The organism is Micromonospora sp. NPDC049107, assembly GCF_040648595.1.
GTDB lineage: Bacteria > Actinomycetota > Actinomycetes > Mycobacteriales > Micromonosporaceae > Micromonospora.
Map to the genome: position 1 here is coordinate 45,914 of NZ_JBEZEC010000004.1, position 25,137 is coordinate 71,050.

General features: G+C 72.1%; 32 protein-coding genes and 1 tRNA gene. 17 read left to right on the forward strand and 16 right to left on the reverse strand.

From position 1 onward, the window contains the following. Position 1 precedes the first annotated feature (1 nt). The 5 genes from AB0B55_RS11285 to AB0B55_RS11305 are packed head-to-tail and all read right to left on the reverse strand — an operon-like array spanning position 2 to position 4,049. Positions 2 to 1,363, reverse strand: coding sequence for a sensor histidine kinase (locus AB0B55_RS11285; RefSeq protein ID WP_357133772.1), 1,362 nt, complete (start codon positions 1,361 to 1,363; stop codon positions 2 to 4). After that, entirely contained in the window at positions 1,353 to 2,375 is a 1,023-nt protein-coding gene (locus AB0B55_RS11290; protein ID WP_357133774.1) for a SpoIIE family protein phosphatase, read from the reverse strand. Before AB0B55_RS11290 ends, AB0B55_RS11285 begins: the two co-directional genes overlap by 11 nt. Continuing rightward, a complete protein-coding gene (locus AB0B55_RS11295) occupies positions 2,363 to 2,782 on the reverse strand; it encodes an anti-sigma regulatory factor (RefSeq protein ID WP_357133776.1) in 420 nt (139 codons plus the stop codon). Before AB0B55_RS11295 ends, AB0B55_RS11290 begins: the two co-directional genes overlap by 13 nt. Continuing rightward, positions 2,779 to 3,189: an STAS domain-containing protein gene (locus AB0B55_RS11300; protein WP_355048333.1), complete on the reverse strand. Its 411-nt coding sequence runs from the start codon at positions 3,187 to 3,189 to the stop codon at positions 2,779 to 2,781. Before AB0B55_RS11300 ends, AB0B55_RS11295 begins: the two co-directional genes overlap by 4 nt. After that, the gene (locus AB0B55_RS11305) at positions 3,189 to 4,049 is read right to left on the reverse strand and encodes an STAS domain-containing protein (protein WP_357133779.1); all 861 of its coding nucleotides are present in this window, start codon (positions 4,047 to 4,049) and stop codon (positions 3,189 to 3,191) included. The genes AB0B55_RS11300 and AB0B55_RS11305 overlap by 1 nt, the downstream gene beginning before the upstream one ends. A 166-nt stretch (positions 4,050 to 4,215) precedes the next feature. On the opposite strand from AB0B55_RS11305, the gene AB0B55_RS11310 reads away from it, so the two are divergent. Further along, a complete protein-coding gene (locus AB0B55_RS11310) occupies positions 4,216 to 4,572 on the forward strand; it encodes an STAS domain-containing protein (protein ID WP_007454464.1) in 357 nt (118 codons plus the stop codon). 13 nt (positions 4,573 to 4,585) lie between these two features. On the opposite strand, the gene AB0B55_RS11315 is transcribed toward AB0B55_RS11310, so the two are convergent. Continuing rightward, positions 4,586 to 5,731: an MFS transporter gene (locus tag AB0B55_RS11315; protein ID WP_355048772.1), complete on the reverse strand. Its 1,146-nt coding sequence runs from the start codon at positions 5,729 to 5,731 to the stop codon at positions 4,586 to 4,588. A 179-nt stretch (positions 5,732 to 5,910) separates the two neighbouring features. Between AB0B55_RS11315 and AB0B55_RS11320 the strand changes: the two genes are divergently transcribed. From AB0B55_RS11320 to AB0B55_RS11335, 4 genes are all read left to right on the forward strand, one after another. Continuing rightward, complete coding sequence (locus tag AB0B55_RS11320; protein WP_357171616.1) at positions 5,911 to 6,606, forward strand: FCD domain-containing protein; 696 nt, start codon at positions 5,911 to 5,913, stop codon at positions 6,604 to 6,606. Positions 6,607 to 6,645: 39 nt separating this feature from the next. Then, positions 6,646 to 7,107: a large conductance mechanosensitive channel protein MscL gene (mscL, locus tag AB0B55_RS11325; protein WP_357171618.1), complete on the forward strand. Its 462-nt coding sequence runs from the start codon at positions 6,646 to 6,648 to the stop codon at positions 7,105 to 7,107. Positions 7,108 to 7,188: 81 nt separating this feature from the next. After that, entirely contained in the window at positions 7,189 to 7,440 is a 252-nt protein-coding gene (locus tag AB0B55_RS11330) for a hypothetical protein (RefSeq protein WP_355048337.1), read from the forward strand. A gap of 56 nt (positions 7,441 to 7,496) precedes the next feature. Then, positions 7,497 to 7,865 (forward strand): hypothetical protein, encoded by a 369-nt coding sequence (locus AB0B55_RS11335; RefSeq protein WP_357133785.1) that lies wholly within the window; start codon positions 7,497 to 7,499, stop codon positions 7,863 to 7,865. 85 nt (positions 7,866 to 7,950) lie between these two features. Here the strand turns inward: AB0B55_RS11335 and AB0B55_RS11340 are convergent, their stop codons facing one another. After that, positions 7,951 to 9,177 carry a benzoate/H(+) symporter BenE family transporter gene (locus AB0B55_RS11340; protein ID WP_357171620.1) on the reverse strand — a complete coding sequence of 409 codons (1,227 nt, stop codon included), beginning with the start codon at positions 9,175 to 9,177 and terminating at the stop codon, positions 7,951 to 7,953. 57 nt (positions 9,178 to 9,234) lie between these two features. On the opposite strand from AB0B55_RS11340, the gene AB0B55_RS11345 reads away from it, so the two are divergent. Beyond that, a complete protein-coding gene (locus AB0B55_RS11345; protein ID WP_357133789.1) occupies positions 9,235 to 9,795 on the forward strand; it encodes an XRE family transcriptional regulator in 561 nt (186 codons plus the stop codon). Between the two features lie 7 nt (positions 9,796 to 9,802). Here AB0B55_RS11345 and AB0B55_RS11350 read toward each other — a convergent pair whose 3' ends face one another. Next, positions 9,803 to 10,825: an AAA family ATPase gene (locus AB0B55_RS11350; protein WP_357171621.1), complete on the reverse strand. Its 1,023-nt coding sequence runs from the start codon at positions 10,823 to 10,825 to the stop codon at positions 9,803 to 9,805. Between the two features lie 62 nt (positions 10,826 to 10,887). Here AB0B55_RS11350 and AB0B55_RS11355 point away from each other — a divergent pair, with 62 nt between their 5' ends. The 7 genes from AB0B55_RS11355 (at position 10,888) to AB0B55_RS11385 (ending at position 16,868) form a co-directional block, all read left to right on the forward strand. Then, complete coding sequence (locus AB0B55_RS11355; protein WP_357133793.1) at positions 10,888 to 11,607, forward strand: protein phosphatase 2C domain-containing protein; 720 nt, start codon at positions 10,888 to 10,890, stop codon at positions 11,605 to 11,607. 103 nt (positions 11,608 to 11,710) lie between these two features. After that, complete coding sequence (locus AB0B55_RS11360) at positions 11,711 to 12,049, forward strand: PadR family transcriptional regulator (protein ID WP_357133795.1); 339 nt, start codon at positions 11,711 to 11,713, stop codon at positions 12,047 to 12,049. Then, positions 12,046 to 12,891: an ATP-binding cassette domain-containing protein gene (locus AB0B55_RS11365; RefSeq protein ID WP_357171622.1), complete on the forward strand. Its 846-nt coding sequence runs from the start codon at positions 12,046 to 12,048 to the stop codon at positions 12,889 to 12,891. Before AB0B55_RS11360 ends, AB0B55_RS11365 begins: the two co-directional genes overlap by 4 nt. Then, the gene (locus AB0B55_RS11370; protein ID WP_357133799.1) at positions 12,888 to 13,580 is read left to right on the forward strand and encodes an ABC transporter permease; all 693 of its coding nucleotides are present in this window, start codon (positions 12,888 to 12,890) and stop codon (positions 13,578 to 13,580) included. The genes AB0B55_RS11365 and AB0B55_RS11370 overlap by 4 nt, the downstream gene beginning before the upstream one ends. 54 nt (positions 13,581 to 13,634) lie before the next feature. Next, positions 13,635 to 14,825 carry a GNAT family N-acetyltransferase gene (locus tag AB0B55_RS11375; protein ID WP_357171624.1) on the forward strand — a complete coding sequence of 397 codons (1,191 nt, stop codon included), beginning with the start codon at positions 13,635 to 13,637 and terminating at the stop codon, positions 14,823 to 14,825. A gap of 42 nt (positions 14,826 to 14,867) precedes the next feature. After that, positions 14,868 to 15,617 carry a ZIP family zinc transporter gene (locus AB0B55_RS11380; RefSeq protein WP_357171625.1) on the forward strand — a complete coding sequence of 250 codons (750 nt, stop codon included), beginning with the start codon at positions 14,868 to 14,870 and terminating at the stop codon, positions 15,615 to 15,617. Between the two features lie 87 nt (positions 15,618 to 15,704). Beyond that, positions 15,705 to 16,868: a hypothetical protein gene (locus tag AB0B55_RS11385; protein ID WP_357171627.1), complete on the forward strand. Its 1,164-nt coding sequence runs from the start codon at positions 15,705 to 15,707 to the stop codon at positions 16,866 to 16,868. Between the two features lie 83 nt (positions 16,869 to 16,951). Here AB0B55_RS11385 and AB0B55_RS11390 read toward each other — a convergent pair whose 3' ends face one another. Further along, positions 16,952 to 18,034 carry an NAD-dependent epimerase/dehydratase family protein gene (locus AB0B55_RS11390; protein WP_357171629.1) on the reverse strand — a complete coding sequence of 361 codons (1,083 nt, stop codon included), beginning with the start codon at positions 18,032 to 18,034 and terminating at the stop codon, positions 16,952 to 16,954. Here AB0B55_RS11390 and AB0B55_RS11395 point away from each other — a divergent pair. From AB0B55_RS11395 to AB0B55_RS11405, 3 genes are all read left to right on the forward strand, one after another. Further along, positions 18,033 to 18,188, forward strand: a complete 156-nt coding sequence (locus AB0B55_RS11395; protein ID WP_357171630.1) for a hypothetical protein — start codon at positions 18,033 to 18,035, stop codon at positions 18,186 to 18,188. The genes AB0B55_RS11390 and AB0B55_RS11395 overlap by 2 nt on opposite strands. Before the next feature lie 67 nt (positions 18,189 to 18,255). Further along, positions 18,256 to 18,327: transfer RNA gene (locus AB0B55_RS11400), tRNA-Lys, on the forward strand. A 268-nt stretch (positions 18,328 to 18,595) separates the two neighbouring features. Continuing rightward, positions 18,596 to 19,063, forward strand: coding sequence for a hypothetical protein (locus AB0B55_RS11405; RefSeq protein ID WP_357131942.1), 468 nt, complete (start codon positions 18,596 to 18,598; stop codon positions 19,061 to 19,063). A 187-nt stretch (positions 19,064 to 19,250) separates the two neighbouring features. Here AB0B55_RS11405 and AB0B55_RS11410 read toward each other — a convergent pair whose 3' ends face one another. Then, complete coding sequence (locus AB0B55_RS11410; RefSeq protein WP_357171632.1) at positions 19,251 to 19,757, reverse strand: DUF4760 domain-containing protein; 507 nt, start codon at positions 19,755 to 19,757, stop codon at positions 19,251 to 19,253. A gap of 210 nt (positions 19,758 to 19,967) precedes the next feature. Here AB0B55_RS11410 and AB0B55_RS11415 point away from each other — a divergent pair, with 210 nt between their 5' ends. Then, complete coding sequence (locus AB0B55_RS11415) at positions 19,968 to 20,132, forward strand: hypothetical protein (RefSeq protein WP_357171633.1); 165 nt, start codon at positions 19,968 to 19,970, stop codon at positions 20,130 to 20,132. Positions 20,133 to 20,171: 39 nt separating this feature from the next. Here the strand turns inward: AB0B55_RS11415 and AB0B55_RS11420 are convergent, their stop codons facing one another. Genes AB0B55_RS11420 through AB0B55_RS11445 form a run of 6 tightly spaced genes read right to left on the reverse strand, consistent with a single transcriptional unit; the run spans position 20,172 to position 25,103 of the window. Beyond that, on the reverse strand, positions 20,172 to 20,744 hold the full coding sequence (locus AB0B55_RS11420) for a hypothetical protein (RefSeq protein WP_357171635.1): 573 nt from the start codon (positions 20,742 to 20,744) through the stop codon (positions 20,172 to 20,174). Continuing rightward, positions 20,741 to 22,063, reverse strand: coding sequence for a hypothetical protein (locus AB0B55_RS11425; RefSeq protein ID WP_357131954.1), 1,323 nt, complete (start codon positions 22,061 to 22,063; stop codon positions 20,741 to 20,743). The genes AB0B55_RS11420 and AB0B55_RS11425 overlap by 4 nt, the downstream gene beginning before the upstream one ends. After that, positions 22,060 to 22,857 (reverse strand): ATP-binding cassette domain-containing protein, encoded by a 798-nt coding sequence (locus AB0B55_RS11430; RefSeq protein ID WP_357131957.1) that lies wholly within the window; start codon positions 22,855 to 22,857, stop codon positions 22,060 to 22,062. Before AB0B55_RS11430 ends, AB0B55_RS11425 begins: the two co-directional genes overlap by 4 nt. Positions 22,858 to 22,868: 11 nt before the next feature. Further along, positions 22,869 to 23,675, reverse strand: a complete 807-nt coding sequence (locus tag AB0B55_RS11435) for a zf-HC2 domain-containing protein (protein ID WP_357131960.1) — start codon at positions 23,673 to 23,675, stop codon at positions 22,869 to 22,871. Continuing rightward, positions 23,672 to 24,223 (reverse strand): sigma-70 family RNA polymerase sigma factor, encoded by a 552-nt coding sequence (locus AB0B55_RS11440; protein WP_357131963.1) that lies wholly within the window; start codon positions 24,221 to 24,223, stop codon positions 23,672 to 23,674. The genes AB0B55_RS11435 and AB0B55_RS11440 overlap by 4 nt, the downstream gene beginning before the upstream one ends. A 55-nt stretch (positions 24,224 to 24,278) precedes the next feature. Further along, the gene (locus AB0B55_RS11445) at positions 24,279 to 25,103 is read right to left on the reverse strand and encodes a helix-turn-helix transcriptional regulator (RefSeq protein ID WP_357171636.1); all 825 of its coding nucleotides are present in this window, start codon (positions 25,101 to 25,103) and stop codon (positions 24,279 to 24,281) included. Positions 25,104 to 25,137 lie beyond the last annotated feature (34 nt).

Sequence of the window (25,137 nt, forward strand, 5' to 3'; positions counted from 1 at the left end):
GTCACGCTCCGCCGATGGGCAGTGAGACGGTGAAGGTGCTGCCCCGGCCGGGCTCGCTGGCCAGCTCCAGCGTGCCACCGAGCAGGGTCACCAGTCGCCGGGCGTACGGCAGGCCGAGGCCGGTGCCGCCGACCCGGGTCGCGCCGGGCACCTGGTAGAACTCCTCGAAGATCCGATCGTGCAGCTCGGGGGGGATACCCGGGCCGGTGTCACTGACCTCGAAGCGCCACCGGTCGTCGCGGCGTCGGGCGCGCAGCCGCACCTCGCCGCGCTCGGTGAACTTCAGCCCGTTGTGCAGCAGGTTGCGCAGCACCTGGCCGAGCAGCACCTCGTCGGTGCGCAGCACGGCCGGCACGGTCGGCTCCTCCACCGTCAGCTCCACCCTGGGCCGGGTGGCCAGTGCCCGCATGGTGCCGCGCAGTTGACCGAAGACCGGGCGCAGGTCCACGTCCGCCCAGTCGGGCTCGATCCGGCCCGATTCGGCCTTGGCGAGGTCCAGCAGTTCGTTGACCAGACCGAGCAGATCCTCCGCCGAGGAGCGGATGAGGCCGACCTGACGGACCTGCTCGGTGGTGAGAGGGTCGGAGGAGGAGTCCGCGAGCAGGCGTCCCAGCCCGATGATCGCGGTCACCGGGGCGCGCAGCTCGTGGCTCACGTTCGCCAGGAACCGGCTCTTCGACTCGCTCGCGGCACGCAGTTGGGCCGACTTCTCGTCCAGCTCGGCGTAGAGGGCGACGACTCCCCGGTTGGTCGCCTCCAGCTCCTCGGTGAGCTGGTTGTAGAGCGCCACCACGCCACGGTTGGTCTCGGCCAGCTCCTCGTTGAGCACGGCCAGCTCGTCGCGTTGGCTGCGCACCTCGTCGAGCGCCGCGATGAGCTGGCCGTTCTGCACGGTCAACTCGTCCAACGCGCTGCCCGGCGCGGTGCGGCCGAGTTCGGAACGGAACTCGGCCAGCCGCTCCGGGGTCGGGATCGGCGCGTTCGCCGGGACTCTGCGGGACATCCTTACGACCGTAACCCCCTCGGCGGTCGTCACGCTCAGGGAGTCGACCAGGCGGGACACCGCACCGGACTGCGGCTCGTACCGGCCGTCGGGTAGCGGCCCCACCGGCGCCAGGTCGGCGCGGAGGTGGAAGCGGCCGTCGGGCCGCCCCTCGAGGTGGAAGATGACGTCCGCGCCGCCGGTCAGCCGCAGCAGGTCCCGGGCGACCTCACTGAGAGCGGTGGCGATCCGCACCTGGTCCTGGTGTTCGAGGCCCACCACGCCGGCCACCTCGCGGCCACGCTGGCGGATGACGAAGATGTCCTGTTCGACGCGGAGCGCCATCTGCAGCAGCGGCACCGAGGCCGGATCAACGCTCATGCCCGGACCTCGCCACCAGGACACAGGCGTCGTCGCGCCGCGTTCCGGCGTCGCGCAGCAGGGTTGCCGCCAGCACCAGCGGGGACCGTTCGACGAGGCCCGGGTAGTCGGCCAACCGCCAGCGGTCGACGACGCCGTCGCTGTGCATGACGAGCCGGGAACCCGGCCCGAACGGGTAGTCGTAGCCGCGTACCGTCGGCCGTTGGTGCCCGGCGATGCCGGGCAGCGACACGAGCCCGCGGCGTTGGCCATCGTCGTCGACGATCACGCCGGAGATGTTGCCGAGCCCGGCGTAGTGCAGCACGCCAGGTGCCAGTTCGGCGACCGCGAGCGCCGCGCCACGGGTGTGCGACATGCTCCGGTGCAGGTGGCTCACCACCGCCGCCGGGGCGCCGGCCGGCGCGTTGCGGAAGGCGGCGAGCGCGGCCTCGGTGGCGGCGGCGGCCAGCGGGCCGTGCCCCAGACCGTCGCTGACGAGCACCTGGTGCCGGCCGTCGACGAGCCGGACGGCGTACCCGTCACCGCTGACCGTCTCGCCGGGGATCGGCCGGGTGAGACCACCGGCCCAGGACGGTGTCGCCGGTTCGGCCGGCCAGACCTGGACGGCGAAGACGGTCCCCTTACCGGGCAGGGAGTAGCCGTCGAACCAGCTCGCCTGCCGGACGATGGCGCCGAGGCCGATGCCGAGCGTGCCGGTGGTGGAGTGCCCGTCCCGGGAGGAGACGGTGAGGTCGGCCATGCCGGGCCCGGAGTCGATGGCGACCATCTCCACGCCGGCCTGCCCGGCACGGCGGACCGGCCGCAGCAGCAGGACGCCGTTGTCGGCGTGCTTGACGAGGTTGCTGGTCAGTTCGGCGGCCACGATGGCCAGGTCCGCGATGCGGGCCGCACCCATCTCGATCTGCTCGCCGAGGCGTTCCGCAGCGCGTCGTACGGCGCTGGCGGTACTGCCCGCCTCCACCCGGAACCAGATGCCGCTGTCGGTGACCGGGTCCCCGTTCACCGGGCCCACTTGGTGACCGTGATCCGGGTGCCGGCCTCCGCCGACGTCTCGATCTCGAACTCGTCGACCAGCCGGCGGGACCCGCTGAGGCCGAGGCCGAGGCCGCCGCCGGTGGTGTACCCGTCGGTCAGGGCCAGGTCGAGGTCGGCGATGCCGGGGCCGGAGTCGGCGAAGACGATCCGCAGGCCCTTACGTCGGCCGTTGTCCACGGTCGCCACCTCGACGGTGCCGCCGCCGCCGTACACCAGGGTGTTGCGGGCCAGCTCGCTCGCGGCCGTGACCACCTTGGTCTGGTCGACCAGCGACAGCTTGACGGCGACCGCCACCGACCGGACCAGTTGCCGGACGCGTACCACGTCCTCGTCGCTGCGGACCGACTGCGCCTGCGGGTGGCCCAGGTCGATGCCCGTGGTCACGGCGTGGCCGTCTCGGCGTCCGGATCGTCGTCGAGCTGGTGATCGAGCTCGTCGGCGTTGGCCGCCGCGATCAGCTCCATGCCGCGCTCGACGTTCAGCGCGGTACGGATGCCGTTCAGCGACAGCCCCAGTTCGACAAGTGTGATGGCGACGGCGGGGCGCATGCCGACCACCACCGTCTCGGCGTCGAGGACCTTCGAGATCGACGCGATGGTGGAGAGCATCCGGCCGACGAACGAGTCGACGATGTCCAGCGCGGTGATGTCGATGATGACGCCGTGGCAGCCGGTCGCCACGATCCGCTCGGCGAGATCGTCCTGGAGCTGAACCGCCGTCTGGTCGGACATGTCGAGCTGGATGGAGACCAGCAGGATGTCACCGATCTTGAGGATCGGTACGCGTTCCATCAGGCGTCCCTGCGGGACTGGCGACGGGCGGACTCGATCCCGGTGAGCCGCAGCACGTGGCGCAGCGCGTCGGCGAGGCTGGCCTTGGTGGCGATGTCGCCGAACTCGATGCCGAGCGCCACGATGGTCTGCGCGATCTGCGGCCGGATGCCGGAGATGATGCAGTCGGCGCCCATCAGTCGGGCGGCCACCACGGTCTTCAGGATGTGCTGGGCGACCTGGGTGTCCACGGCGGGGACGCCGGTGATGTCGATGATCGCGTACGGGGAACCGGTGTCGACCAGGGTCTGCAGCAGCCGCTCCATGACCACCTGGGCCCGGGCGGAGTCCAGGGTGCCGACCAGCGGGACGGCCACCACGCCCTCCCACAGCTTCACCACCGGGGTGGAGAGTTCGAGCAACTGCTCGGCCTGGTCGGCGATGAGGCTCTCGCGGGTACGCACGAAGCTCTCGAAGGTGAACAGGCCCAGCTCGTCGACGAGCTTGGAGTAGGCGACGAAGTCGTGCAGCGCGTCGGCCCCGCCGGACTCCTGGAGCAGCTCGGCCAGTACGTCCTTGAGCGCGAAGACGCTGATCGTCGTCTCGGTGGCGGAGAAGCCCTGCCGGGCCCTGCCCCGGGACAACTCGGAGAGCGTGGCGCGCAGTTCACCCGTGCTCTCGGCGGACAGGTCGAAGCTGCCCTGCTGGGCGACGCCGATGATGGCCTGATGCAGATCCTCGACCTGTCGGCGCAGCTCGGCGTGGCTCAGCCGGCCCCGCAGCGAGCCGGCCACGATGTCGGTCCACCGCTGCGTGATCTGCTCGGCGTGGCCGCCCAGCAGCGCGGCCAGTCGGCCACTTTCCTCGGCGTTCAACGCCATCGCGAAAACCCCCCTCGACCTGGACCGGCCGGACTCTATCACCGGGGCCTGCACAACTACTTGCTCCGTAGCAATGGAATGACGGGGACCACCGGATGCCGGCTCCCGTTCTGCGTGCGACCCCGGTCGTGGGATACCGTTCCCCCGATAACAGGAGGTCTGGCGAATGTCCCTGACGGTGCACACGGAACAACGCGGCGACGTGGTCGTCGTGTCGGTCGCGGGCGAGCTGGACATGGCAACCGCACCGCAGTTGCAGGACCAGATCACCGACCTGCTCGACAAGGGCCGCAACCGGCTGGTGTTCGACCTGGCGGACGTCTCGTTCTGCGACTCGACCGGTCTGTCGGTGTTCGTTCGCGCCAAGAACAGCTGTGACGAGGCCGGCGGTGTGGTGCGGCTGGCCGCTCCGCAGCGTGGCGTGCTGCGCATCCTCGAGGTGAGCGGGCTCGTCGAGGTGCTGCACACCTACCCGACGGTGGACGAGGCCGTCGCCGGCGAACCGACGCCGGCGTCCTCCTGACCGCTGTTTCGACCTACTCGTCCTCGACGTAGCGGGGACGGGCGATCGCCATGCCCGCCGCCGTCTGCACGGCGAGCGCGGCCAGCAGGAATCCGATCGGCGCCGTCCAGCCGCCGGTGATCTCGTAGAGGATGCCGACCGACAGCGGGCCGAGGGCGGCGATCACGTACCCGGTGCTCTGCGCGAAGGCGGAGAGCGCGACGGTCCCGTCGGCGGTCCGCGCGCGCAGACCGATCGTCGTGAGGATCAGCGGGAACGCGCCCTGGCCGAGCGCCAGCAGGGTCACCCAGAGCAGCGCGGCGCCGTGCGGTGCCAGCGCCAGCCCCAGGTAGGCCAGCGCCGACGCGCCGGTCAGGCCGAACACCAGCGGGCGCAGGGTGGCGAGCCGGCCGGCGAGGGTGGGCATCAGCAGCGCGATCGGCACGCCGAGCGCGGTCACCCCGGCGAGCAGCAGCCCGGCCGACTCGGGCCGGTAGCCGGCGTCGCGGAACAGTTGGGCCAGCCAACCCATGATGGCGTAGCCGCTGAGTGACTGCGCCCCGAAGTAGATCGCCATGGCCCAACCCAGCCGGGTCCGCGCCGGCCGGACCCGCGCGGCGACGGCCGCCGTCGGGGTCGCGCGCCGCGCGCCCCGGCGGGTCCGCAGCGCCAGCGGCACCCACGGGAGTACGGCCACCGCGGCCAGCCCGGCCCAGACGCCCAGCCCGGCCCGCCAGGACCCGAAGGCGTGCGCGATCGGCACGGCGGAGGCCGCGGCCACCGTCGTGCCCAGGGTCAACGCCATGGTGTACGCCCCGGTGACGAGGCCGGTCCGGTGGCCGAAGTGCTGCTTGACGAGCATGGGCAGCAGGATGTTGGCGACCGCGATGCCGGCCAGTGCCAACGCGCTGGTGAGCACGAAGATCCAGGCCGAGTCGGTGGCGGCCCGGAGCACCTGGCCGACGGCCAGGACGATCATGGCGACCACCAGTACCCGGGCCGGGGCGACCCGGCGGACCAGCCACGGGGTGAGCGCGCCGAGGCCGGCGAACGCGATGGTCGGCAGGGTGGTGACCAGTCCGGCCATGACGCCGGAGAGCCCCAACCCGGCGCGGATCTCGTCGAGCAGGGCGCCGAGGCTGGTGACCGCCATGCGCAGGTTCAGCGCGACCAGCAGCATCCCGACCAGCACCAGCGCGCCACCGGTCACCGGGTGCGTCCGCCGGGCCGTGGTGCCGTCCGCCGGGCGGGTGTCGACGGCGAGGACGGGTGCGGGCGGGGCCGGAGCGGCGGCGGCTGGCGGGGTCATGACCTCTAACCTACAATCATGGGATGAATTTCAGGCCGGTGATGTAACCAGTGCCACCGTCGGTCGATTCCCCCGCCGCGCAGCCAGCCGCGCCTCCCCGGGGGCACCGCGTCCGCCAGACCATCGAGCAACTCCGGGCCCGGATCCTCGGCGGCGAGTGGCCGGTGGGCGGCCGCATCCCCACCGAGCCACAGTTGGTCGCCGCGCTGGGCGTCGGGCGCAACACGATCCGCGAGGCCGTCCGCGCCCTCGTGCACGCCGGGGTGCTGGAGTGCCGGCAGGGCTCCGGCACCTACGTGGTGTCCACCGACGAGCTGGCCCCGGTGGTGGCCCGTCGACTGGGCGACGACCGGATGACCGAGGTCATCGAGGTACGCCGTGCCTTCGAGGTGGAGGCGGCCCGACTCGCCGCGCTGAGGCGTACCCCGCAGGACCTGGCGGCGCTCGACGGCGCGCTCGCCGACCGCGAGGCGGCCTGGCGCGGCGGCCGGGTCGACGCGTTCGTGGAGGCCGACGCGGCGCTGCACGTCGCGGTGGTCGCCGCCGCGCACAACGCGATGCTCGCCGAGCTGTACGCCTCCTTCGGCGCCGCCCTGCGCAGCACCGTCGCCCAGGCGATGGGGGGCGCGCTCGCGCCCGAGCGCTACGTCGACCACACCCGGCTGGTCGAGGCGATCCGCGCCGGCGACGCGGGCCGGGCGGCGATCGAGGCCGGTGCTTTTCTGGAGCCGGCCGACGGGGCATAGGTTGTCCGCGACGGAAAACCGGACACCTCGGGAGTACGGATGCTCAAGGGCTTCAAAGATTTCATCATGCGCGGCAACGTCGTCGACCTGGCGGTCGGCATCGTGATCGGCGCCGCGTTCACCGGCGTGGTCACCCAGCTCACCAAGTCGTTCCTCGAACCGCTGATCAAGGCGATCGGCGGAGGCACCGCCCTCAGCGCCGGGAAATGGAAGCTCACTGAGGGCAACTACGTGGACTGGGCGGCATTCATCAACGCCGTGATCACGTTCCTGCTCACCGCGGCGGTGCTCTACTTCTTCGTGGTGTTCCCGATGAACAAGCTGGCCGAGCGGCGGCAGCGGGGCGAGGAGCCGCCGCCCGCGGCCCCCAGCGAGGAGGTCAAGCTGCTCACCGAGATCCGGGACGCCCTGGTCTCCGCCGGTCACACGACCCCGGGCCAGCAGCGCGGGGCGCTTGACGACGTGCTGGGCCGCCGGACCGAACCGCCGACGCAGCGCTGACCCACACGGATGCACATCGGCCCCTGCGGGATTCCCGCAGGGGCCGCATCTTCTCGTACGTGTGTTCGATAGAGTCCGGCCATGGAGCAGCGCAAGCACTGGTGGAACGGGAAGTGGGGGCGGCTGGCCCGGCGGGACGTCTTCCTCCGGGTGGACGCCGACCGGTGGCACGTCGAGCAGCGGGCCGGCGGCGCCGAGGGCATTTCCCGGTTCTACGAGTACGGCAGCGCCGACGAGGCCGAGGAGACGGTCCGGGCGCTGCTCGACGGCACGGACACCTGGCGGGAGCTGTCTCCCCGCCCACCGGGCGGCTGGACCCTCCCGAACGGCTGAGCGCGCGGCTCCGGAGGCGGCGTTTAGCGGCGGGCCGCCTCGGGAACCGCTGAGAGATGGACCAGCAGGACGCGCAGCAAGCGACCATCTCGCGGATCACCACCGGGATGCCGGTGATCGACGTGGCCGGCACCGAGGTCGGCACCGTGGACCTCGTCCAGCGGGGCGACCCGAACGCGGTGACCGTGCAGACACCGACCGCCGACCCGGGCAGCAGCCTGGACGAGCTGATCGAGGCGACCGCGGTCGAGGAGCCGGACGTGCCGGCCGACCTGGCGGCACGTCTGCTGCACACCGGCTACCTGAAGGTCTCCACCGAGTCGGCCGACGGAGCCGTGTACGTCCCGGCCGACCGGATCGGCTCGGTGGCCGACGGCCGGGTCCTCCTCGCCGTGGGCATGGCCGACCTCCCCCGCGAGGAGTAACCCGGTCGCCCTGATCGACTCGGCTTCCCGCAAACAGCGGCATCACCGCACCCCGGACACCCCGCCTTCCAGAAGCCCGAGTGGATCAGGCCGGGAGCCGTCGTGCTGGCTCGGTCGAACTCTCCGACGAGGGCGGGACGGGCGCGGGCGGGACGGGCGCGGCCGGGCGACGGAAGAGCAGCAGCATCAGGCAGCCGGCGATCAGCCCCCAGAACGCGCCTCCCACGCCGACCAGCGTCACCCCGGACGCGGTCACCACGAAGGTGACCACAGCGGCTTCCCGGCCCTCGGGGTCGGTCACCGCCGCCGCGAGCGCGGTGGCGAGCGCGCCCAGCAGGGCCAGCCCCGCGACGGCCTCGATGAGGATCGGCGGCGCGACCGCCACCAGGGCCGTGGCGACGCCCGCGCCCAGCCCGAGCAGGGCGAGCCCGACGCCGGCGGTGACCGAGGCGACCCACCGACGCTCCCGGTCGGGATGCGCGTCGGGGCCGGCGGCCAGCGCGGCGGTGATCGCCGCGAGGTTCACGGCGTGTCCGCCGGCGGGGGCGGCCAGCAGGCTGGCGAGCCCGGTGGCGCGCAGGGCCGCGCCGAACGGCGGACGGTAGCCGTAGCCGACCAGCACCGCCATGCCCGGTACGTTCTGCGCCGCCATCGTGACCAGGAACAGCGGAAGGGCCAAGCCGACCAGCGCGGACACGTTCCAGGCCGGCACGGTCACGGTGACCGACGGGATCAGCGCGGTGCCGCTCAGCCCGGCCGGGGGCGCGGTCAGCGCGAGCGCCACCACCGCCACCAGCAGCGCCCCGGGCACCGCCCAGCGGCGGGCGAACCGGTGCAGCAGCAGCCAGCCGACCACCACCGGACCGGCCACCCGGGGCAGCTCGACGAGCGCCCGGACCGGTGCGGTGCACAGGGGCAGCAGCACTCCGGCGAGCATCGCGCCGGCCACCGGCTTGGGGATGGCGGCCACCGCCCGGCTCAGCGGCGGGAAGAGACCGGCCGCGACGATCAGCAGCCCGGAGACGAGGAACGCGCCCACCGCGACCGGCCAACCTCCGGGCGGCGGCCCGGTCGCCACCAGCAGCGCCGCGCCCGGCGTCGACCAGGCGACGCTCATCGGGATGCGGTGCCGCCAACCCAGCCACACGGCGGCGAGCCCGCACGCCACGCAGAGGGCGAGCAGGCCGGAGGCGGCCTGCGCGTCCGACGCGCCGACCGCCCGGAGCCCGGCCAGCACGACGGTGAAGGAGCTGGCGAAGCCGACCAGCGCGGTCACCACGCCGGCCAGCACCGGTTGCGCGCGTCCACCCATGTCACCACCCCCGGAGCGTTCCGTTTACGGAACGGCAGTGTGTAGCACCATAGTCGGATGCCGCAGCCACCACCAGCGGGCCGTCCCGGCCTCGACGTGGACCCCGTCGTCGTCGGTCGGCGCGTCCGCGCCCTGCGCGAGGAGCGGGGCATCTCGCTGTCCACACTGGCCCGGCTCGCCGGCATCGGGAAGGCGACCCTCTCCGGACTGGAACACGGCACCCGCAACCCGACCCTGGAGACGCTCTGGGCGGTCACCGCGCAGCTCGGCGTACCGTTCACCGCCCTGCTGGCCGACCCGACCCCCGGGCCCGTCGTGCACGGCGCCGCCGTCACCGCCACCCTGCTGGAAGTGTTCACCGACACCGACGCGACCTACGAGCTGTACCGGATGCGCGTCGCACCGGGCGTCGTGCAGACGTCCCCCGCCCACCAGCCGGGCGTCACCGAACACATCACCGTCTTCGGCGGAGTGCTGCGGGCCGGCCCGGCCGACGCGCCACTGACCGCCCCGGCCGGCGGTCACCTCCGCTGGGTCTCCGACGTGCCGCACACGTACGCGGCGGTGGGCGACGAGGAGGTCGCCGCGAGCCTGCTGCTCCGCTACCCCCGCAACTGAACCCGGCTCAGTCCACCGGGGCGGGGACCGGCAGCCGTCGGCGTACCGCCCAGAGCGCTACCTCGGTCCGCGACGCCGACCCGGTCTTGCGCAGCAGGTTCGACACGTGCACGGTGACCGTCCGCACCGAGATGCCGAGCGCCTTCGCGACCTGCTTGTTCGACATACCGCTGACCAGGCAGCCCAGTACCTCGACCTCCCGGGCGGTCAACTCCACGTCGACCGCCTCGACCGGGCCGAGCGGCGTACGCGGCCCGGGTAACCGTCGCAGCAACGCGTCCGGCCCCTCCCCGGCGTACGCGGCCAGCAGCTCGGTCAACGCGTACGGATTGCCGCCGGTGTGTCGCCAGACCGAGGTGACCAGCCGGTCGGACGGCGGCGCACCCTCGTACACCTGGGTCAACACCTCGGCGACCTCGGCCGGGCGCAGCGGACCCAGATGCTGGCGGACGACGCCGCGTACCCCGCAGAGGCGGGCCAACGCGCGGCGGGTGAGGTCCGGGGCCACCGCGTCGGCGGCCGGCCGGCTGGCGACGATCAGCAGCGCCGGCAGCTCGGCCACGGTGGCCAGCTCACCGACCAGGTTGACGCTGGCCGGGTCGAGCGCGTGCAGATCGTCCACGACCAGCACCGCCGGGCCGGGGCCGACCAGCAACTGGACGGTACGGACGGCGAGGCGCAGCAGGGTGCCCGGCGCGTACCGTTCGCGCGGCGCGGTGGGCTGCTGGGCGAGCCACGCCAGCGCGTCCGGCGGCAGGGCGAGCGAGCCGGTGTCGCGGCCGGTGAGCACCGACGCCAACCAGTCGTACGGGGCCGGACCGTACACCCGGGCGGCCCCCGAGAGCACCACGGACGGACGCGGCGTGAGGGCATCCACGGCGGCGGCGACCAGCAGACTCTTGCCCACGCCGGCCGCGCCGGTGAGCACCGCGACGGTCGGCGCGCGACGCTCGGCGGCTGCCACGGACGACCACGCCCGGTCGAGCTCGGCGAGCTCGCCGGCGCGTCCGACCATGGACACCGGCATCATTTCTCAACCCTACGCAGTAGTGCGTAGAGACGAAGGCGGGGTGTTCTTGGCAAGCTGGCACCATGACGCTGATCCTCCGCTCGGCCATCCTCAACGACATCGGCCTGGTCCGCACCAACAACGAGGACTCGGCCCTCGCCGGTGACCGCCTGATCGCCGTCGCCGACGGCATGGGTGGCCTGCCCGCGGGCGAGGTGGCGAGCGAGATCGTGATCCGGATCCTGGACGAGCTGACCCCACCCACCGAACCGGACGCGGCCGCGGACGCCCTGCGTGCCGTGGTCAGCACCGCCAACCAGCGCATCCACGCCGCGATCACCGTGGACCCGGCGCGCGAGGGGATGGGCACCACGCTGACCACCGCGCTGCTGGCCGGCGAGACGCTGGTGCTGGCCCAGGTCGGTGACTCCCGCTGCTATCTGCTGCGCGACGGGGAGCTGACCCAGCTCACCCGGGACGACACGTTCGTGCAGGCGCTCGTCGACCAGGGCACCCTCTCCCCCGACCAGGCCCGGCACCACCCGCAGCGCTCCCTGGTGACCCGGGCCGTGCAGGGCGCGGACACGCCGCCGGCCGTCGGTGTGCTCACCGTGGCGCAGGGTGACCGGCTGCTGCTGTGCAGCGACGGGCTCTCCGACTACGTCGAGGACGACGCCATCGCGGCGGCGCTGGGCATGTACTCCGACCGCCAGCAGTGCGGCGAGCAGTTGGTGAAGCTGGCCCACCACGCCGGTGCTCCCGACAACGTCACGGTCGTCGTCTCGGACGTCACCACCCGCTGACCGATCCGGCCCGCTCGACGGTCCCATGAGGGCCGCCCGATCGGGTCCAGTCACCTCAACTAGGTGGTTGTGCCATCTAGGTTGCGGCACTAGTGTCCCGGCTGTGGATTCCGACCGGCGCGGGCAGTGGCTGCGGGGGGTGCTCGACATCTGCGTCCTGGCCCTGTTGGCCGAACGCGAGTCCTACGGCTACCAACTCGCCCAGGCGCTCGACGCGGCGGGCGTCGGGCCGATCCAGGGCGGCACGCTCTACCCCGTCCTGCTGCGCCTACAGAAGACCGGTCTGGTAACCGCCCAGTGGCGGGAGGGCACCGCCGGGCCGGCCCGCAAGTACTACCGGCTCACCGACGACGGGCAGGCGGCGCTGCGCGAGGGCGGCAGCGCCTGGCTCACCTTCGTACGGCCGGTGAACGACATCGTCACGAAGGGGGTTGCCGGGTGAACGCCAACGACTGGCTCCGGACATTCGCCGCCGAGCTGCACCAGCGCCGGGTCGCGCCGGACGCCGCCCGGCACGTGGTCGCCGAGGCCGCCACACACCTGCGCGACTCCGGCGGTGATCCCTGGGTCGTCTTCGGTCCACCCCAGCAGTACGCGGGCGCGATCGTGGAGAGCATCGGCACCGCGCCCGGGCCACGCCCCGGACCGGTCCGGCTGCACGCGGCGGGCATCACCAAACGGTACGGCCGGCAGACGGTGCTGCGGGACGTCTCGCTGACCGTCCGGGCCGGACAGATCGCGGCGGTGGTCGGCGCGAACGGCTGCGGCAAGAGCACCTTCCTACGGATCTGCGCCGGGCTGATGTCGCCCGACGCCGGCGAGGTGACCGTCAACGGTCGGCTCGGCTTCTGCCCGCAGTCCGGCGGCACCTCCGACTTCCTGCTCGCCGACGAGCACTTCGTGCTGGTCGGCGCCGGCCAGGGCATCGCCCGTGGACGAGCCCGCCGCGCCGGCCGGGCGGCGGCCCGACAGCTCGGCTGGGAGGCGGGCGGCACCGTGCAGGCCCGGCACCTCTCCGGCGGCACACGACAGAAGCTCAACCTGACCATCTCCACCCTCAGCGAGCCGGACGTCCTGTTGCTCGACGAGCCGTACCAGGGCTTCGACCAGGGCACCTACGTCAACTTCTGGGATCAGCTCAGCCGGTTGCGGGACGGGGGCGCGGCGATCGTCGTGGTGACCCACCTCCTGAACCAACTCGACCGGGTGGACACCGTGCTCGACCTGACCCCGGCACACCAGTCCGGGCGGGTCGCGCCCGGTGTTCGAGGAGGCCGCCCGTGAACAGGCTCGTCACCGTCGCCGAGATGACGCTACGGGAGCTGCTGCGGCGTCGGGGCGTACTCCTGTTGCTGTTGTTGATGCCGTTGACCTTCTACCTGATCCGGCGGGACGCGTACCTCGGTCAGTCGGTCCGGTCGCTGCTGCTCGGCGTCTGCTGGGCGGTGAGCACCGCGGCGCTCTTCGCGACCACCGCGGCGCGGGAGTTGGAGCCGAGGCTTCGACTGGCCGGCTATCGTCCGCACCACCTCTACCTGGGCCGGATGCTCGGCCTGTGGGCGGTGGGGCTCGTCATCTCCGTACCCTTCTTCCTCCTGCCGATGCTCGACGGCGCGGACCTGCGCTACGGCGGCCTGGTCGCGGCGCTGCTGTGTTGCGTCGCGGTGGCCGCGCCGTTCGGGGTGCTGATCGGCACGCTGCTGCCCCGCGAGATGGAGGGCACGCTGCTGCTGCTCACGGTGGTGACCGTGCAGATGCTCATCGACCCGGCCGAGTCGGGGGCGAGGTTGACGCCGTTCTGGTCGAGCCGGGAGATCGCGACCTGGGCGGTGGACCACACCGACGACGGTTACCTGACCCGGGGTGTGCTGCACGGCCTCATCGTCACCGCCCTGCTGGTTGTGGGCGTGGCCACCGTGGCCAGTGTGCGGCTGCGCCGCCGCCGGCACCTGCGCCACCTACCCGTCGGCTGAGCGGATCTGGTCAATCCGGTTGCTGTCGCAGGCCGTGCGGGTTGAGATGAGCGGATGACCATCCGCCGGGTGACCGCCGACGACCGTCTCACCACCAGCTTCCCGCTGGCCGCGTACGCGTTCGACTCGTCACCGCTGGGCGCCGCGCGGGTCGAGCAGTTCCGTGACTACCTGCCCTACAACGAGGGCAACACGACGCTCACCGTCGAGGAGGACGGCGTCACGCTGGCCGCCGCCTCGGCCATCCCGATGCGGCAGAACCTGCGCGGGGTGGTGCTGCCGATGGCCGGCGTCGCCAGTGTGGCCACCCATCCGCTGGCCCGCCGGCAGGGGCACGTACGGACGCTGCTGCACCAACTGCTCGACGAGATGCGCGACGAGGGGCACGCGCTCAGCGCGCTCTACCCGTTCCGACCCAGCTTCTACGCCCGGTTCGGCTATGTGGGGCTCCCCAAGCCGCGCACGGTCACCTTCACCCCGGCCGACCTCGGGCCGCTGCTGCGCGCCGAACTCCCCGGCGAGGTGGGCTGGGAGCGGATCGGGGCGGGCTACCCGGCGTGGCGCGCGTTCACCGAGCGCTGCCTGCGGGACCGGCACGGCTTCTCGCTCTTTCCGGACTACCGGGCGGTCGGGCTGCGGGACCGCGACGAGCACTGGCTGCTCACCGCCCGGGTGGACGGCGAGGTCACCGGCGCGGTCACCTACCGGATCGACGAGCACGGCGGCACGCTGCACGGCAACGAACTGCTCGCCACCGACCCGCTCGCCCGGATGCTGCTGCTGCAGTTCCTCGCCCGGCACGTCGACCAGGTCGGACGGGTCAGCGTCCAGGTGCCGCCGGACGAGCTGCCCGAGCTGTGGCTCACCGACCTGGACGTGCACGTCGAGGCGCGGGCGGGCCGCCCCGGGGCGTCCGCGCCGATGGCCCGGCTCCTGTCGCTGGACGCGCTGCGCGGGCTGCCCGCCGGGCCGGGTCGGGTCCGCGTCGAGCTGACCGACGACCGGTGGCTGGCCGGCACCCACCTGCTGGACGGCACGACCGGCAACCTGGAGATCGTTGCCGGCGACCGCGGCCCGGCGCCGACCGCGACGCTCACCGCGGCCGGGCTCTCCGCTCTGGCGTACGGGGTGCTGGATCCGTCCGAGCTGCCGTTGCGAGGGCTGGGCGAGGTGCCGGTCGACGCCGCCGCCGAGCTGCGTGGCATCTTTCCGCGCGCGGTCCCGTACCTCTTCGCCGACTTCTGAGCACGGTTTGCCGCCCCCACCACCCGGGGTACGGTCCCGGGAATGCCGGAGTGGTTGCAGGCGGGCGGATGGGGACTGCTGGCCGGGTCGGCGCTGCTGATCGGAGCAGCGGTCGGCTGGTTCGCGCGGGTGCCCCAGCGGCTCATCGCGTCGGTCATGGCGTTCGGCGCGGGCGTGCTGCTCTCCGCCGTCTCGTACGAGCTGATCGAGGTCGCGCACGACCAGGGCGGGATGCTGCCCACGGTGATCGGCGCGGCCGGCGGCACCTGCGCGTACACCCTCGCCAACGTGGGCCTCGCCCGGCGCGGCGCGCGACACCGCAAGCGCTCGGGCGGTCAGCAGCCCTCCGAGGACGAGCAACCCGGCTCCGGGTCGGCCATCGCCGTGGGGGCGCTGCTGGACGGCGTACCCGAATCGGTCGTGATCGGCGCGAGCCTGCTGGCCGGCGGCGCGGTCAGCCTGGTCACGGTCGTGGCGGTGTTCCTCAGCAACATCCCGGAGGGGCTGTCCAGCGCGGCCGGCATGCGCCAGGCCGGCCGGACCCGCCGGTACGTGTTCCTGCTCTGGACCGGGATCGCGCTGATCAGCGGACTCGCCGCGCTGGTCGGCAACACGCTGCTGGGTGGCGCGCCACCGGAGGTGCTGGCCGCCATCACGGCGTTGGCGGCCGGGGCGATCCTCGCCATGATCACCGACACGATGGTCCCGGAGGCGTTCGAGAACGCCCACCTGCTGGTCGGTCTCATCACGGTCGCCGGCTTCCTGACCGCGTTCGCCCTCTCCCACGCCTGACCGTGGGTCGAGCCTTAGCCAGGGGTTAAACCTGGCCCGGCGGATTCGGCGGCGCGGCGTCGCGACTCCTAGAGTCACGGGGTGCGCATGACGTCGCTTACCGCCCTGCTCGTCCTCGGTGTCGCCACCGCGACCCTGCCCGCGTGCGCGTCCGACGCGCCGACGCCGAACGCCACGCCGTCCGCCTCGCCGCAGGCCGTGGCGACCGGCGACCAGGACGTCGTGCCGGCGGGACGCGACGGCCTCGGCGGTCCGGGGGCCAGCGCCAGCCCGAAGCCGACCACTTCGGCAGCCAAGGCGCTTGCGGCCGGCAACCCGAACGGCCACGCGAGCGTGCCCACCGAGGCCCGTGCCGTGGACACCTCGAAGCCGACCCGGACCGTCGGCACCGGCACCCCGGCGAGCTGCACCTCCGCGGCCGTGGTGAAGGCGGTCGCCGCCGGTGGCGTCATCACGTTCGACTGTGGACCGGCCCCGGTGACGATCAAGATGGCCGCGACGGCGAAGGTCCGCAACGCCAACGGGCCGAAGGTCGTGCTGGACGGCGGCGGCAAGGTCACGCTGAGCGGCCAGGGACAGCGCCGCATCCTCTACCTGAACACCTGCGACGAGGCCCAGGGCTGGACCACCTCGCACTGCCAGAACCAGGACCACCCGCAGCTCACCGTGCAGAACCTGACCTTCGCCGACGGCAACTCCACGGGCGACCGGGCCGAGGGTGGCGGCGGGGGCGCGATCTTCGTCCGCGGCGGGCGGCTCAAGATCGTCAACTCACGCTTCGTTCGGAACCGCTGCGACCGTACCGGCCCGGACCTGGGCGGCGCGGCCGTGCGGGTGCTGAGCCAGTACGAGAACAAGCCGGTGTACGTCGTGAGCAGCACCTTCGACGGCGGCTCCTGCTCGAACGGAGGGGCGCTGAGCAGCATTGGCGTGTCGTGGACGGTGCTGAACGGCCTGCTGCGGAACAACGAGGCCATCGGCAACGGCGCCAACCCGGCCAAGTCGGGGACGCCCGGCGGTGGCAGCGGCGGCGCGATCTACTGCGACGGCAACGAGTTCGCCGTCCGCATCGCCGGCACGATCATCGAGAACAACAGGGCCAACGAGGGCGGCGGCGCGATCTTCTTCGTCAGCAACAACCGCACCGGCACCATGAAGATCGAGAACTCGACCCTGCGCCGCAACCCCAGCGGCAAGTTCGAGACCCCCGGCCACCCCGGCATCTTCTTCCTGGGCGCCGCGCTCACCTGACCCCCCTTCTGAACTTCTGGCCCGGTGATCAAGAGGTTTGCGTCAGATTTCGTCCGTCTGGTGACGCGAACCTCTTGATCACCTCAGTAGGGGTTTCCCTGGCCTGGGGGACGGCCCGCCAGGAGGCCGGTGGGGCGGCCGGGCTGCCGGGATGCGGCGGACAGGGGCGGGCTGGGGGTGTGTTCGCCACCGGCCATGCCGGCGAACAGCTCCTTCAGCGCGGTCAACGCGTCGATCTTCGGAGTCCAGCCCAACTCGGTCTCCGCCCGCTCGCTGGACATCAGCGGCGCGTTCAGCCCCAGCTCGACCCAGCCCGCGTCGACCGGTTGCAGCCGCGCCCGCCACGTCAGCGCCGCCGCCACCCGCAGCACCGGTGCCGCGACCGGCACCGTCCAACCATGGAAGTGCCGAGCCACCAGCTCCGGCGTCAGCACCGGGTCTGCGGCGACATTGAAAGCGCCGCGGGCATCACCCAGAACCGCCCTGGCGTACGCGTCAGCCACATCGTCGGCATGCACCGCCTGCATCCGCAGCCGCCGGTTCGTGGGTACGAGAGGAATCCGACCGAAGCGCAGCAGTCGTACCGGCGCGAACGGGCCGAGAAAGTACCGGGTGATCTCCACGCCGGCGTCCCTCTGGAAGATCAGACCGGGTCGCAGCCGCACCACCCGCAGGGCCGGGTGCTCCCGCTCCAACCCGTTCAGCAGCGCCTCGACCTCGGCCTTGTGCTCGCTGTACGACGAGCCGGACACTCCGGTGGCCGGCCACCGCTCGCTGATCGGGTGGTCCTTCGGGCCGGGCGCGTACGTGCCGACCGACGACGCGTACACCAGCGCCGGCACCCCGGCCCGCGCCACCGCCTCGAACACCGCCCGGCTGCCGTCGACGTTCGTCCGCCGCAGGATCCGTTGATCGTGACTGGGCTGGATCTGCCAGGCCAGGTGGACCACCGCGTCCGCGCCCGCGAAGATCTCGGCCAACTGAGCCGGGGCAGCCGGCGCGCCGATGTCGCAGGAGTGCCATTCGACCTGGTCGTACGGCGTACCGGCATCCGGTCCGGGCAGCCGCCGGGCCACCCCGGCCAGCTCCACACCGCGCTCCCGGCGCAGCCGCCGCAGCACCGCCGTACCGACGTTGCCGCTCGCCCCCACCACCACGATCCGCATGCCCGACCCCGTACCCGCCCAGGACCAGCTCAACCACCGTGTGTCCCGCCGCGGCCTTCTTGATCGACTCGACTTCCCGGAAACCGGGGTGTCCCGGCCACTCGGATACCCCGACTTCCCGGACGGCGAGTCGATCAAGGGCGAGGTGCTCTGACGAGGCATCGACGGCCGGCCGGAAGCCGAGAGCCGGCATCGCTGACTGTCAGGTAACCTAAGCGCGCGGGCCGCTAGCTCAATGGCAGAGCTGTGGACTTTTAATCCATAGGTTCAGGGTTCGAGTCCCTGGCGGCCCACTCTCGCGCAGGTCAGCGACACTTAGAGGCCGCTGTTGCCGTGCGTCGGGCCGGTACGGCAGATGCCAACCGTGCCGACTTCGATGGCGGTCCTGGCCGCGAACTGCCGTGTCGCTCATGCCGTCCGCCCAACCGCTCTTTCAACGGCCCGATGTGCGCCAGGCCGTCGGGCGCCGAACAGCAGCGACCAGGGACGACCCTTGGCGACGACGTTTGTCGAGGTCACGCTTGATCGACAGCCCACGAGGGTCGGTGCCATGATGGGGCCATGCCGAGCGACGTCTGGGTGTCGTTGACCTCGCTGGGCGGGGTGGCACTGGGCGGGGGCTTGTCGTTCTGGGTCCAACGCATGACTCAACGGTCGGCTGAGCGAGCAGAGGAACGACGGCAGGCCATGGCTCTTGGCGAGAGCCGCCGAACGGAACGGCTGGCCCAGTTGCAGAGTTTCATCGAGGTCACGGCCGAGGCTGAGCGATGCGCATTCACGCGTCCATTCAGCTGGCAGGACGGCGATGAGTGGCAAGTCCAAACGCAAGCGATCATGAACCGTGTATGGGTGGCTGAGCGGATGATCCGCCTGACGTTTCCACTTCCGGTTCATACGGCGGCTCGGGCCTACTTCCTTGACCTCAACCGGGCTGTATGGGAAGTGCTACCCGACGGGCAAAGCGTAAGGGACTATTTGGAAGATCATCGGCTAGCCTTCCTCGACGCCGCTCGGACGGCCGTGGACTAAGCGGTTAGGCCACGACGAACCTCGGGCTCCTCATCGGGGACGTACCCGGCTGCCGACGCCTCGGGACAGCCATCCACGGAATCGAACCGCCGCCGACGACGACTGTCGACAGCAAGGGTGACAGCCACATCCGTGGATGACAGGTCCGGCTGGCCGAAATGATGCTCGCTAAAACTCGAAAGGAAGATCAAGCTGCATCAGCGGCGGCCGACTCACGCGTTGACCGTACTGCCCGCCGGGACTCCCAACGACCTGCCAGCCACACCAGGTTCCCCCAGTAGCTTTCGACCCGGTATCTGTGCCGCAGCTCGGCGATAAGCGGGCTCGCTATCTCGCGGATCTCCAGGATGGACGCTCCCCAGTTGTCGACGATGAAGTTCTCGTCGGCCATATTGGCACGAACGAACATGCCCGCCACATCGAAGCCGTTACAACGGACCATGACTGCCGTCTTCTGCTCCTCGGTCCACTGACTGTAAGGAACTTCGAGGACCGACGGCAGCACCCGGGCGGCGGACCGCATTTCGGGCGAGGTGATCAATTTGACCACTTCCATCGTGCCTTGAACCTCTTGTGAACGGTATGCCGCCTCGACCTGCCGCCCAGCGTGCCGGGCCTGGCGAGCTCCGACCAGCAACGCCAGGGCGACGATCAAAGTGGAGACGACCTGGGAGATGGCGATGACAGTGTTCACGCCGCCGATCATTGCTCATACCCGGCAATAGATCGAGTGCGCTCAACTCGACATGCAGGCCGCTGAGCCGCCACCCGAGCCGCCCCCCGAGCGCCGAACCCCGTCACGCATAACCTGACGGATCAACGAGCCCGGTTTCTCCGGCGATCCGGCGCGGTGTTGACGCTCGATCAGGACGCCGACTGCCCCTGCTGTGACCCGCGTCAGGCGATGGACACCCTGCACACGATCGCCAGGGCGGTCCCTCCGACCGGCAGGCGCGAGATCCAGGCGATCGTGGATCCCCTTGCTGAGCGGTACCGCGCCCGCACCCTGCACGATCCGAGCTGGCCACAAGACGGCCAGTGGTGGTGGCGACGCATCGCCGATCGCTGAGTGACCGCGAGACCACTGCGGCGCGGGTCGGCGCTTCCGTCACTCGCGTCGGGCGGCTCCGCGCAGCGCGTACGCCACCACGCCCGCGACCGCCAGGACGGCCGCGACCACGGCCGCCGGCCGGCTGTCATGGGGTTGACCCGGCCAGGTGGCGAGCGTGCCCCACGGGCCCGGTTGGGGGAACATGGCGGCGGCGATCGCCCAGCCCACGGGGAGGAACCAGGCGCGGGCCGCGCCCGCGACCGTCGCGCAGAGCGCGGTCAGGCCCAGCAGGCCGGCGGAGTCGCGGACCAGCAGCGCGGTGGGGCCGAAACGGGCGCCGGTGGGTTGGGTGGCGAGCAGCACGACGAGTACGAGCGCCAGCGCGGCCAGCAGGTGCACGGCTCGCCGCCACGGCCAGCGCAGTGCGGCGGTGCGTTCCAGGTCCTCGTCGGGGGCGGCCAGGGTGGTCGACAGGGTCGCCACCATCAGCGTGACCGTCAGGACGACAAGCAGGAGGATGACGTCGCGCTCGGTGGACAGCGTCAGCCACAGCGCCCAGATCAGGACGGCGGCGCCGACGGACGCGGCCAGTGCCACGGGTACGCGTCGTGCGCGTAGGTGCAGCATCATCGCGACAGCAGTCCGGTGGGGTCCTGGCAGGCCAGGATGGCGTCGCGTACCGCCGTCACGCGGGAGAGCGCCTCCGGTGCGGGCAGCTTCTGGAGGTCCCGCCACAGGGTGACCGCCTCGGCGTTGAGCTGCGGATCCTCCTCGATCATTTCGGGGATGACGCCGACGTCGGAGACCGGCTCGCGGCCGAGCAGGTGGTATGCGGCGGCTCGTTCGACCGCGCCGTTGCGCTCGCAGTCCGGGCCGCCGTATCCGGTGCCCAGGCCGAACACCATCTCGGGGACCACGGCGTCGGGATGAGCCAGGCCGCCGTGGTCGTCGATCCGAACGTCGATCGTGACGGTGTCGGCGTCGCGGAGGGGCACGTCCCCGATGAGGTAGGCCCTCGTGTCCTCGTGCGCCTGGGTGGGTGCGTCCGGCATCTTGGCGAGGGCGGCCAGGCCCTGGCGGGCGAGCGGGGTCAGCGTGTCCAGCACATTGGCGTTGACCCGGGTGACGCAGACCTTCGGGGCGTCGTCGGTGCAGACGAGTTCGCGGGCCACGGGATCGATCGGCGCGACGAGGGTTGCCTCGTCACGGGGGACGAGCGCCGCCGCGACACCGAAGCCGAGCAACACCGGCAGCACGGCGGCCACCGACGTACGGGGACCTTGCGCGACCAGCAGGAGTACGCCGGTCAGCGCCAGCCCGCCCAGGAAGATGGCGAGCACGGCGGTGACCCGGGGGTCGATGGTCTGGAACGGGTAGAACGTGCTGCTGCCGTACGCGGGAGACAGGATCGCGCCCATCCAGTCCGGCCGCATGATCGCGGTGAAGAAGACCAGCAGCACACCGGCCACGGCGAGCACGGGCGCGGTCACCAGGGCGGGTAGCAGCCGCCCGATGCCCAGGCCGAGCCAGGCCGCCGCGACCAGGGAGAACGCGCCGACCAGCGTGATGGCGACGACGTCCGGCGGGAAGTACGCGGCGGTGGACGCGATCCGCATGCCGCCCGCGCCGACCACCAGCAGGAAGGCGAGCCCGAGCGCGGCCCCCATCGCGACGAGGACCGGAAGCATCCGGCGGGCGCGGGATCGGGGTGTGGTGGCGAACAGTTCCCCGACCTTGGCCCGGTGTTCGCGGCGGCCCTGCCACGCTCCGGCGGCGAGGGCGATCGGCCAGAGCAGGAGCAGGTACTCCTTGACGGCGAGCGTGAGGGACATCCACCCCTCCGACCAGCGGCCCGGGGCGAGGTAGAGGGCGGCGACGCCGACCGCCACCACGAGGAGCGCGGCGCCGGCTGCGGCGGAGCGCCGGAGTTCGATCCGCAGGACGCTCATCGGCTGGCCGCCTCGTGGCGACGGAGCAGCGCCGAGTAGCCGCGCTCGGCGGGGCTGTCACCCGGATGGCGCTCGTCGCCCTCGGCGGCCAGACCGGCGGGCGTGCCCTGCCACACCAACCGACCCTCGTTGATCAGCACCACCTCGGTACAGGCGGCGACCACGTCCTCGACGAGGTGGGTGGAGACCAGCACGCAGGCGTCCGTACCCAGGTCGCGCAGCAGCTCGCGCAGGTCGAGGCGCTGCTCGGGGTCGAGGCCGACGGTCGGCTCGTCCAGCAGCAGCACCCGCGGATCGTTGACGATGGCCTGGGCGACGCCGGCCCGGCGGAGCATCCCGCCGGAGAGTGTGCGGAGCCGGGCGTCGGCTTTGGCGCTGAGCCCGACGCGGTCGATCGCGCGCTGCGTGGCCGCTGGGATGTCGGACTTCGGCATCTCCTTCAACCAGGCCAGGTACGACACGAACTCGCGCACAGTGAAGCGCGGGTAGTAGCCGAAGTGCTGCGGCAGGTAACCCAGCGAACGCCGGGCCTGGCGCAGGTCGGCGCGGCCGTCCACCGAACTGCCGAGCAGGGTGAGCCGGCCGCCGGACGGCTTGAGCACGGTGGCCAGGGCACGCATCAACGTCGTCTTGCCCGCGCCGTTGCGCCCCAGCAGGCCGTGGACGCCGGTGCCGAGGCTCAGGTCGAGCCCGTCGACGGCCAGGTGTCGGCCGGCCCGCACCTTCAGCGCCTCGGCGTGGATGGCCCAGGGGTGGATGGTGGTGGCCGTCTCGGCCAGGCTCACCGCTCGCATGGTGGTTCCCTTCAGAACGAGGTGAGGCGCCGGAAGCTGTTGGCGCGCAGGAGGGTCAGGGCGGCCAGCACGACCGTGACGACGGCCCACCCACCGATGGCCGCCGGTTCCAGGAGCACCGGCAACTCGGCGGTGGCGAGGCTGGGTGCGATCACGGCGGCGGCCCAGGCGGCCATCAGCCCGACTGCGGCGCGGCGGACCCCGACGAGGGAGCCGAGCAGCAGCGTGGCGGCGGTGAAGGCGAGGCACGGCAGCAGCATCAGCGCGGGGTTCACCCGGCTGGCCCCGTAGGCGGCGAGCACGGCGAGCACCGGGATGACGAGGACGAGCACCCCGGCGGTACGGCGCAGGAGCATCGTCAGACCGGCCGAGGGGGTGCCGACGACGAGTTCCCAGGCCGGGTCGCCGCGTCTGCTCCAGGCCGCGGCGACCCCGGGCAGCGGCGCGAGGGGCGCGAGCAGCAGCACGATCGACGGCAGCTCGGACAGGAAGTACGTGAGCACGGCCGCGGTGCCGAGCACGCCGGCGGTCATGGCGACCCAGGGCAGCAGCGCCGCCACGAACCAGCGCTGCCGCAGCGGCGTACGGAGGAAGGCCCTTGATCGTGGGGTGGGGCCGGCGGCGATCGCGCGGTCGACGGCTGCCGCGACCTCGGCGACCAGGGCGCGCGACTCGATGGTGGTGCTGCCGGCGAGGCGGGCGCGGCAGTCGGCGCAGCTCTCCAGGTGCACTTCGATCGACCAGACGGTCGCCTCGTCGAGACCGGGATCGCCGTCGGCGTAGCGGTCGATGTCGTTCAGGGTGGGATGCGTGGTCACGACAGGGCCTCCCGCAGGACGATCCGGGCGCGGCGGATCCGGGACTTGACGGTGTTCTCGGGTACGCCCAGCAGCACGGACGTTTCGCGGACGGTGAAGCCGTCCAGGACAGTGGCGCGGAGCACCGCGCGGACCTCGGGCGGCAGCACGGCGAGGGCCTGTTCGAGTTCCTGCCCGACCCGGCCGGCGAGCGCCTCGTCCTCGGCGGCGGGCACGACCGTCTCGACCGGATGCACCTGCGGCACCCGGGCCTGCCGCGAACGACGCCGGAACGCGTCCACCAGGCGGTGCGCGGCGATGGTCCACAGCCAACCGACGGCGCTGCCGCTGACCTGGTCGCCGGCGAAGCTGCCGGCTGACCGCCACACCGTCAGGTAGGTCTCCTGGAGGACGTCGGCGACCACGTCCGGGTCCGCGCACCGGCGGCGCAGGCGCACCTCCAACCAGGGCGCGGTACGCCGGTACAGCTCGTCGAAGGCCCGCCGGTCACCGCGGGCCACGCGACGGACGAGCTCCTGCTCGTCCGTCGTGTCCAGGCTTCGTCTCACGTGAGGTAAGACGACCGTCCCCGCGCGATCGGGTCCCCCACTCCTGTGACCGTCGTCACTCTGCTCGGCTATCTGATGCCGGCAGTGTGGCCAGCGCCTTGGCGCTGCGGCTGCCCGGTTCGGGCGTGCCGACCAGCAGTTGCTGACCGGGAGCGTCCCGGACGTCGAAGGTCTGGTAGGTCAGCTCGATCCGCCCCACCTCGGGGTGTTGGATGACCTTGAACATGCGGGTCAGGCCCTGCGCTGTCTGGTCCGCCCAGAGGGCGCGAAACTCTGGCGAGTCCCGTCGCAGGTCGCTGACGAGCGCCTCGATCCGGGGGTCGCCCGGGAAGAGACCGGCGTTGAGTCGCAGGGCGTGTACGACGTTCTCGGTCAGGGTCGGCCAGTCGGGAAAGACGGTACGGGCCTGCGGATGCCGGAACAGCACCCGGACCATGTTGGTCGGGCCGGTGAACGGGGACAGCAGGGCCGCCGCCACGCCGTTGGTGGCCAGCACGTCGAACGCGGGACTGAGCACGTACGCGGCGGAGATGGGGAAGGCGTCCAACAGCCGCAGTAGGGCGGGGTGGACGGACGCCCGAGCATTTTCCGGGCCGGGGCGCGGATGGAGCCCGGCGAGCCGGAAGAGGTGACCGCGCGCCTCCTGGTCGAGGCGTAGGGCCCGGCCGATCGCGTCGAGCACCTGTGCGGAGGGATTGCGCTCCCGGCCCTGCTCCAGGCGGGCGTAGTAGTCGGCGCTCACCCGGGCCAGGACCGCGATCTCCTCGCGGCGCAGTCCCGGTACCCGGCGGTCGCTACTCCCGAGCAGCCCGACCCCTTTCGGGCCCACTCGGGCGCGGTTGGCCCGAAGGAATTCCCCAAGCCGGTTTGAATCGGACATGTCGACCAGCCTAGAACCCGGCGACACCGGGCCA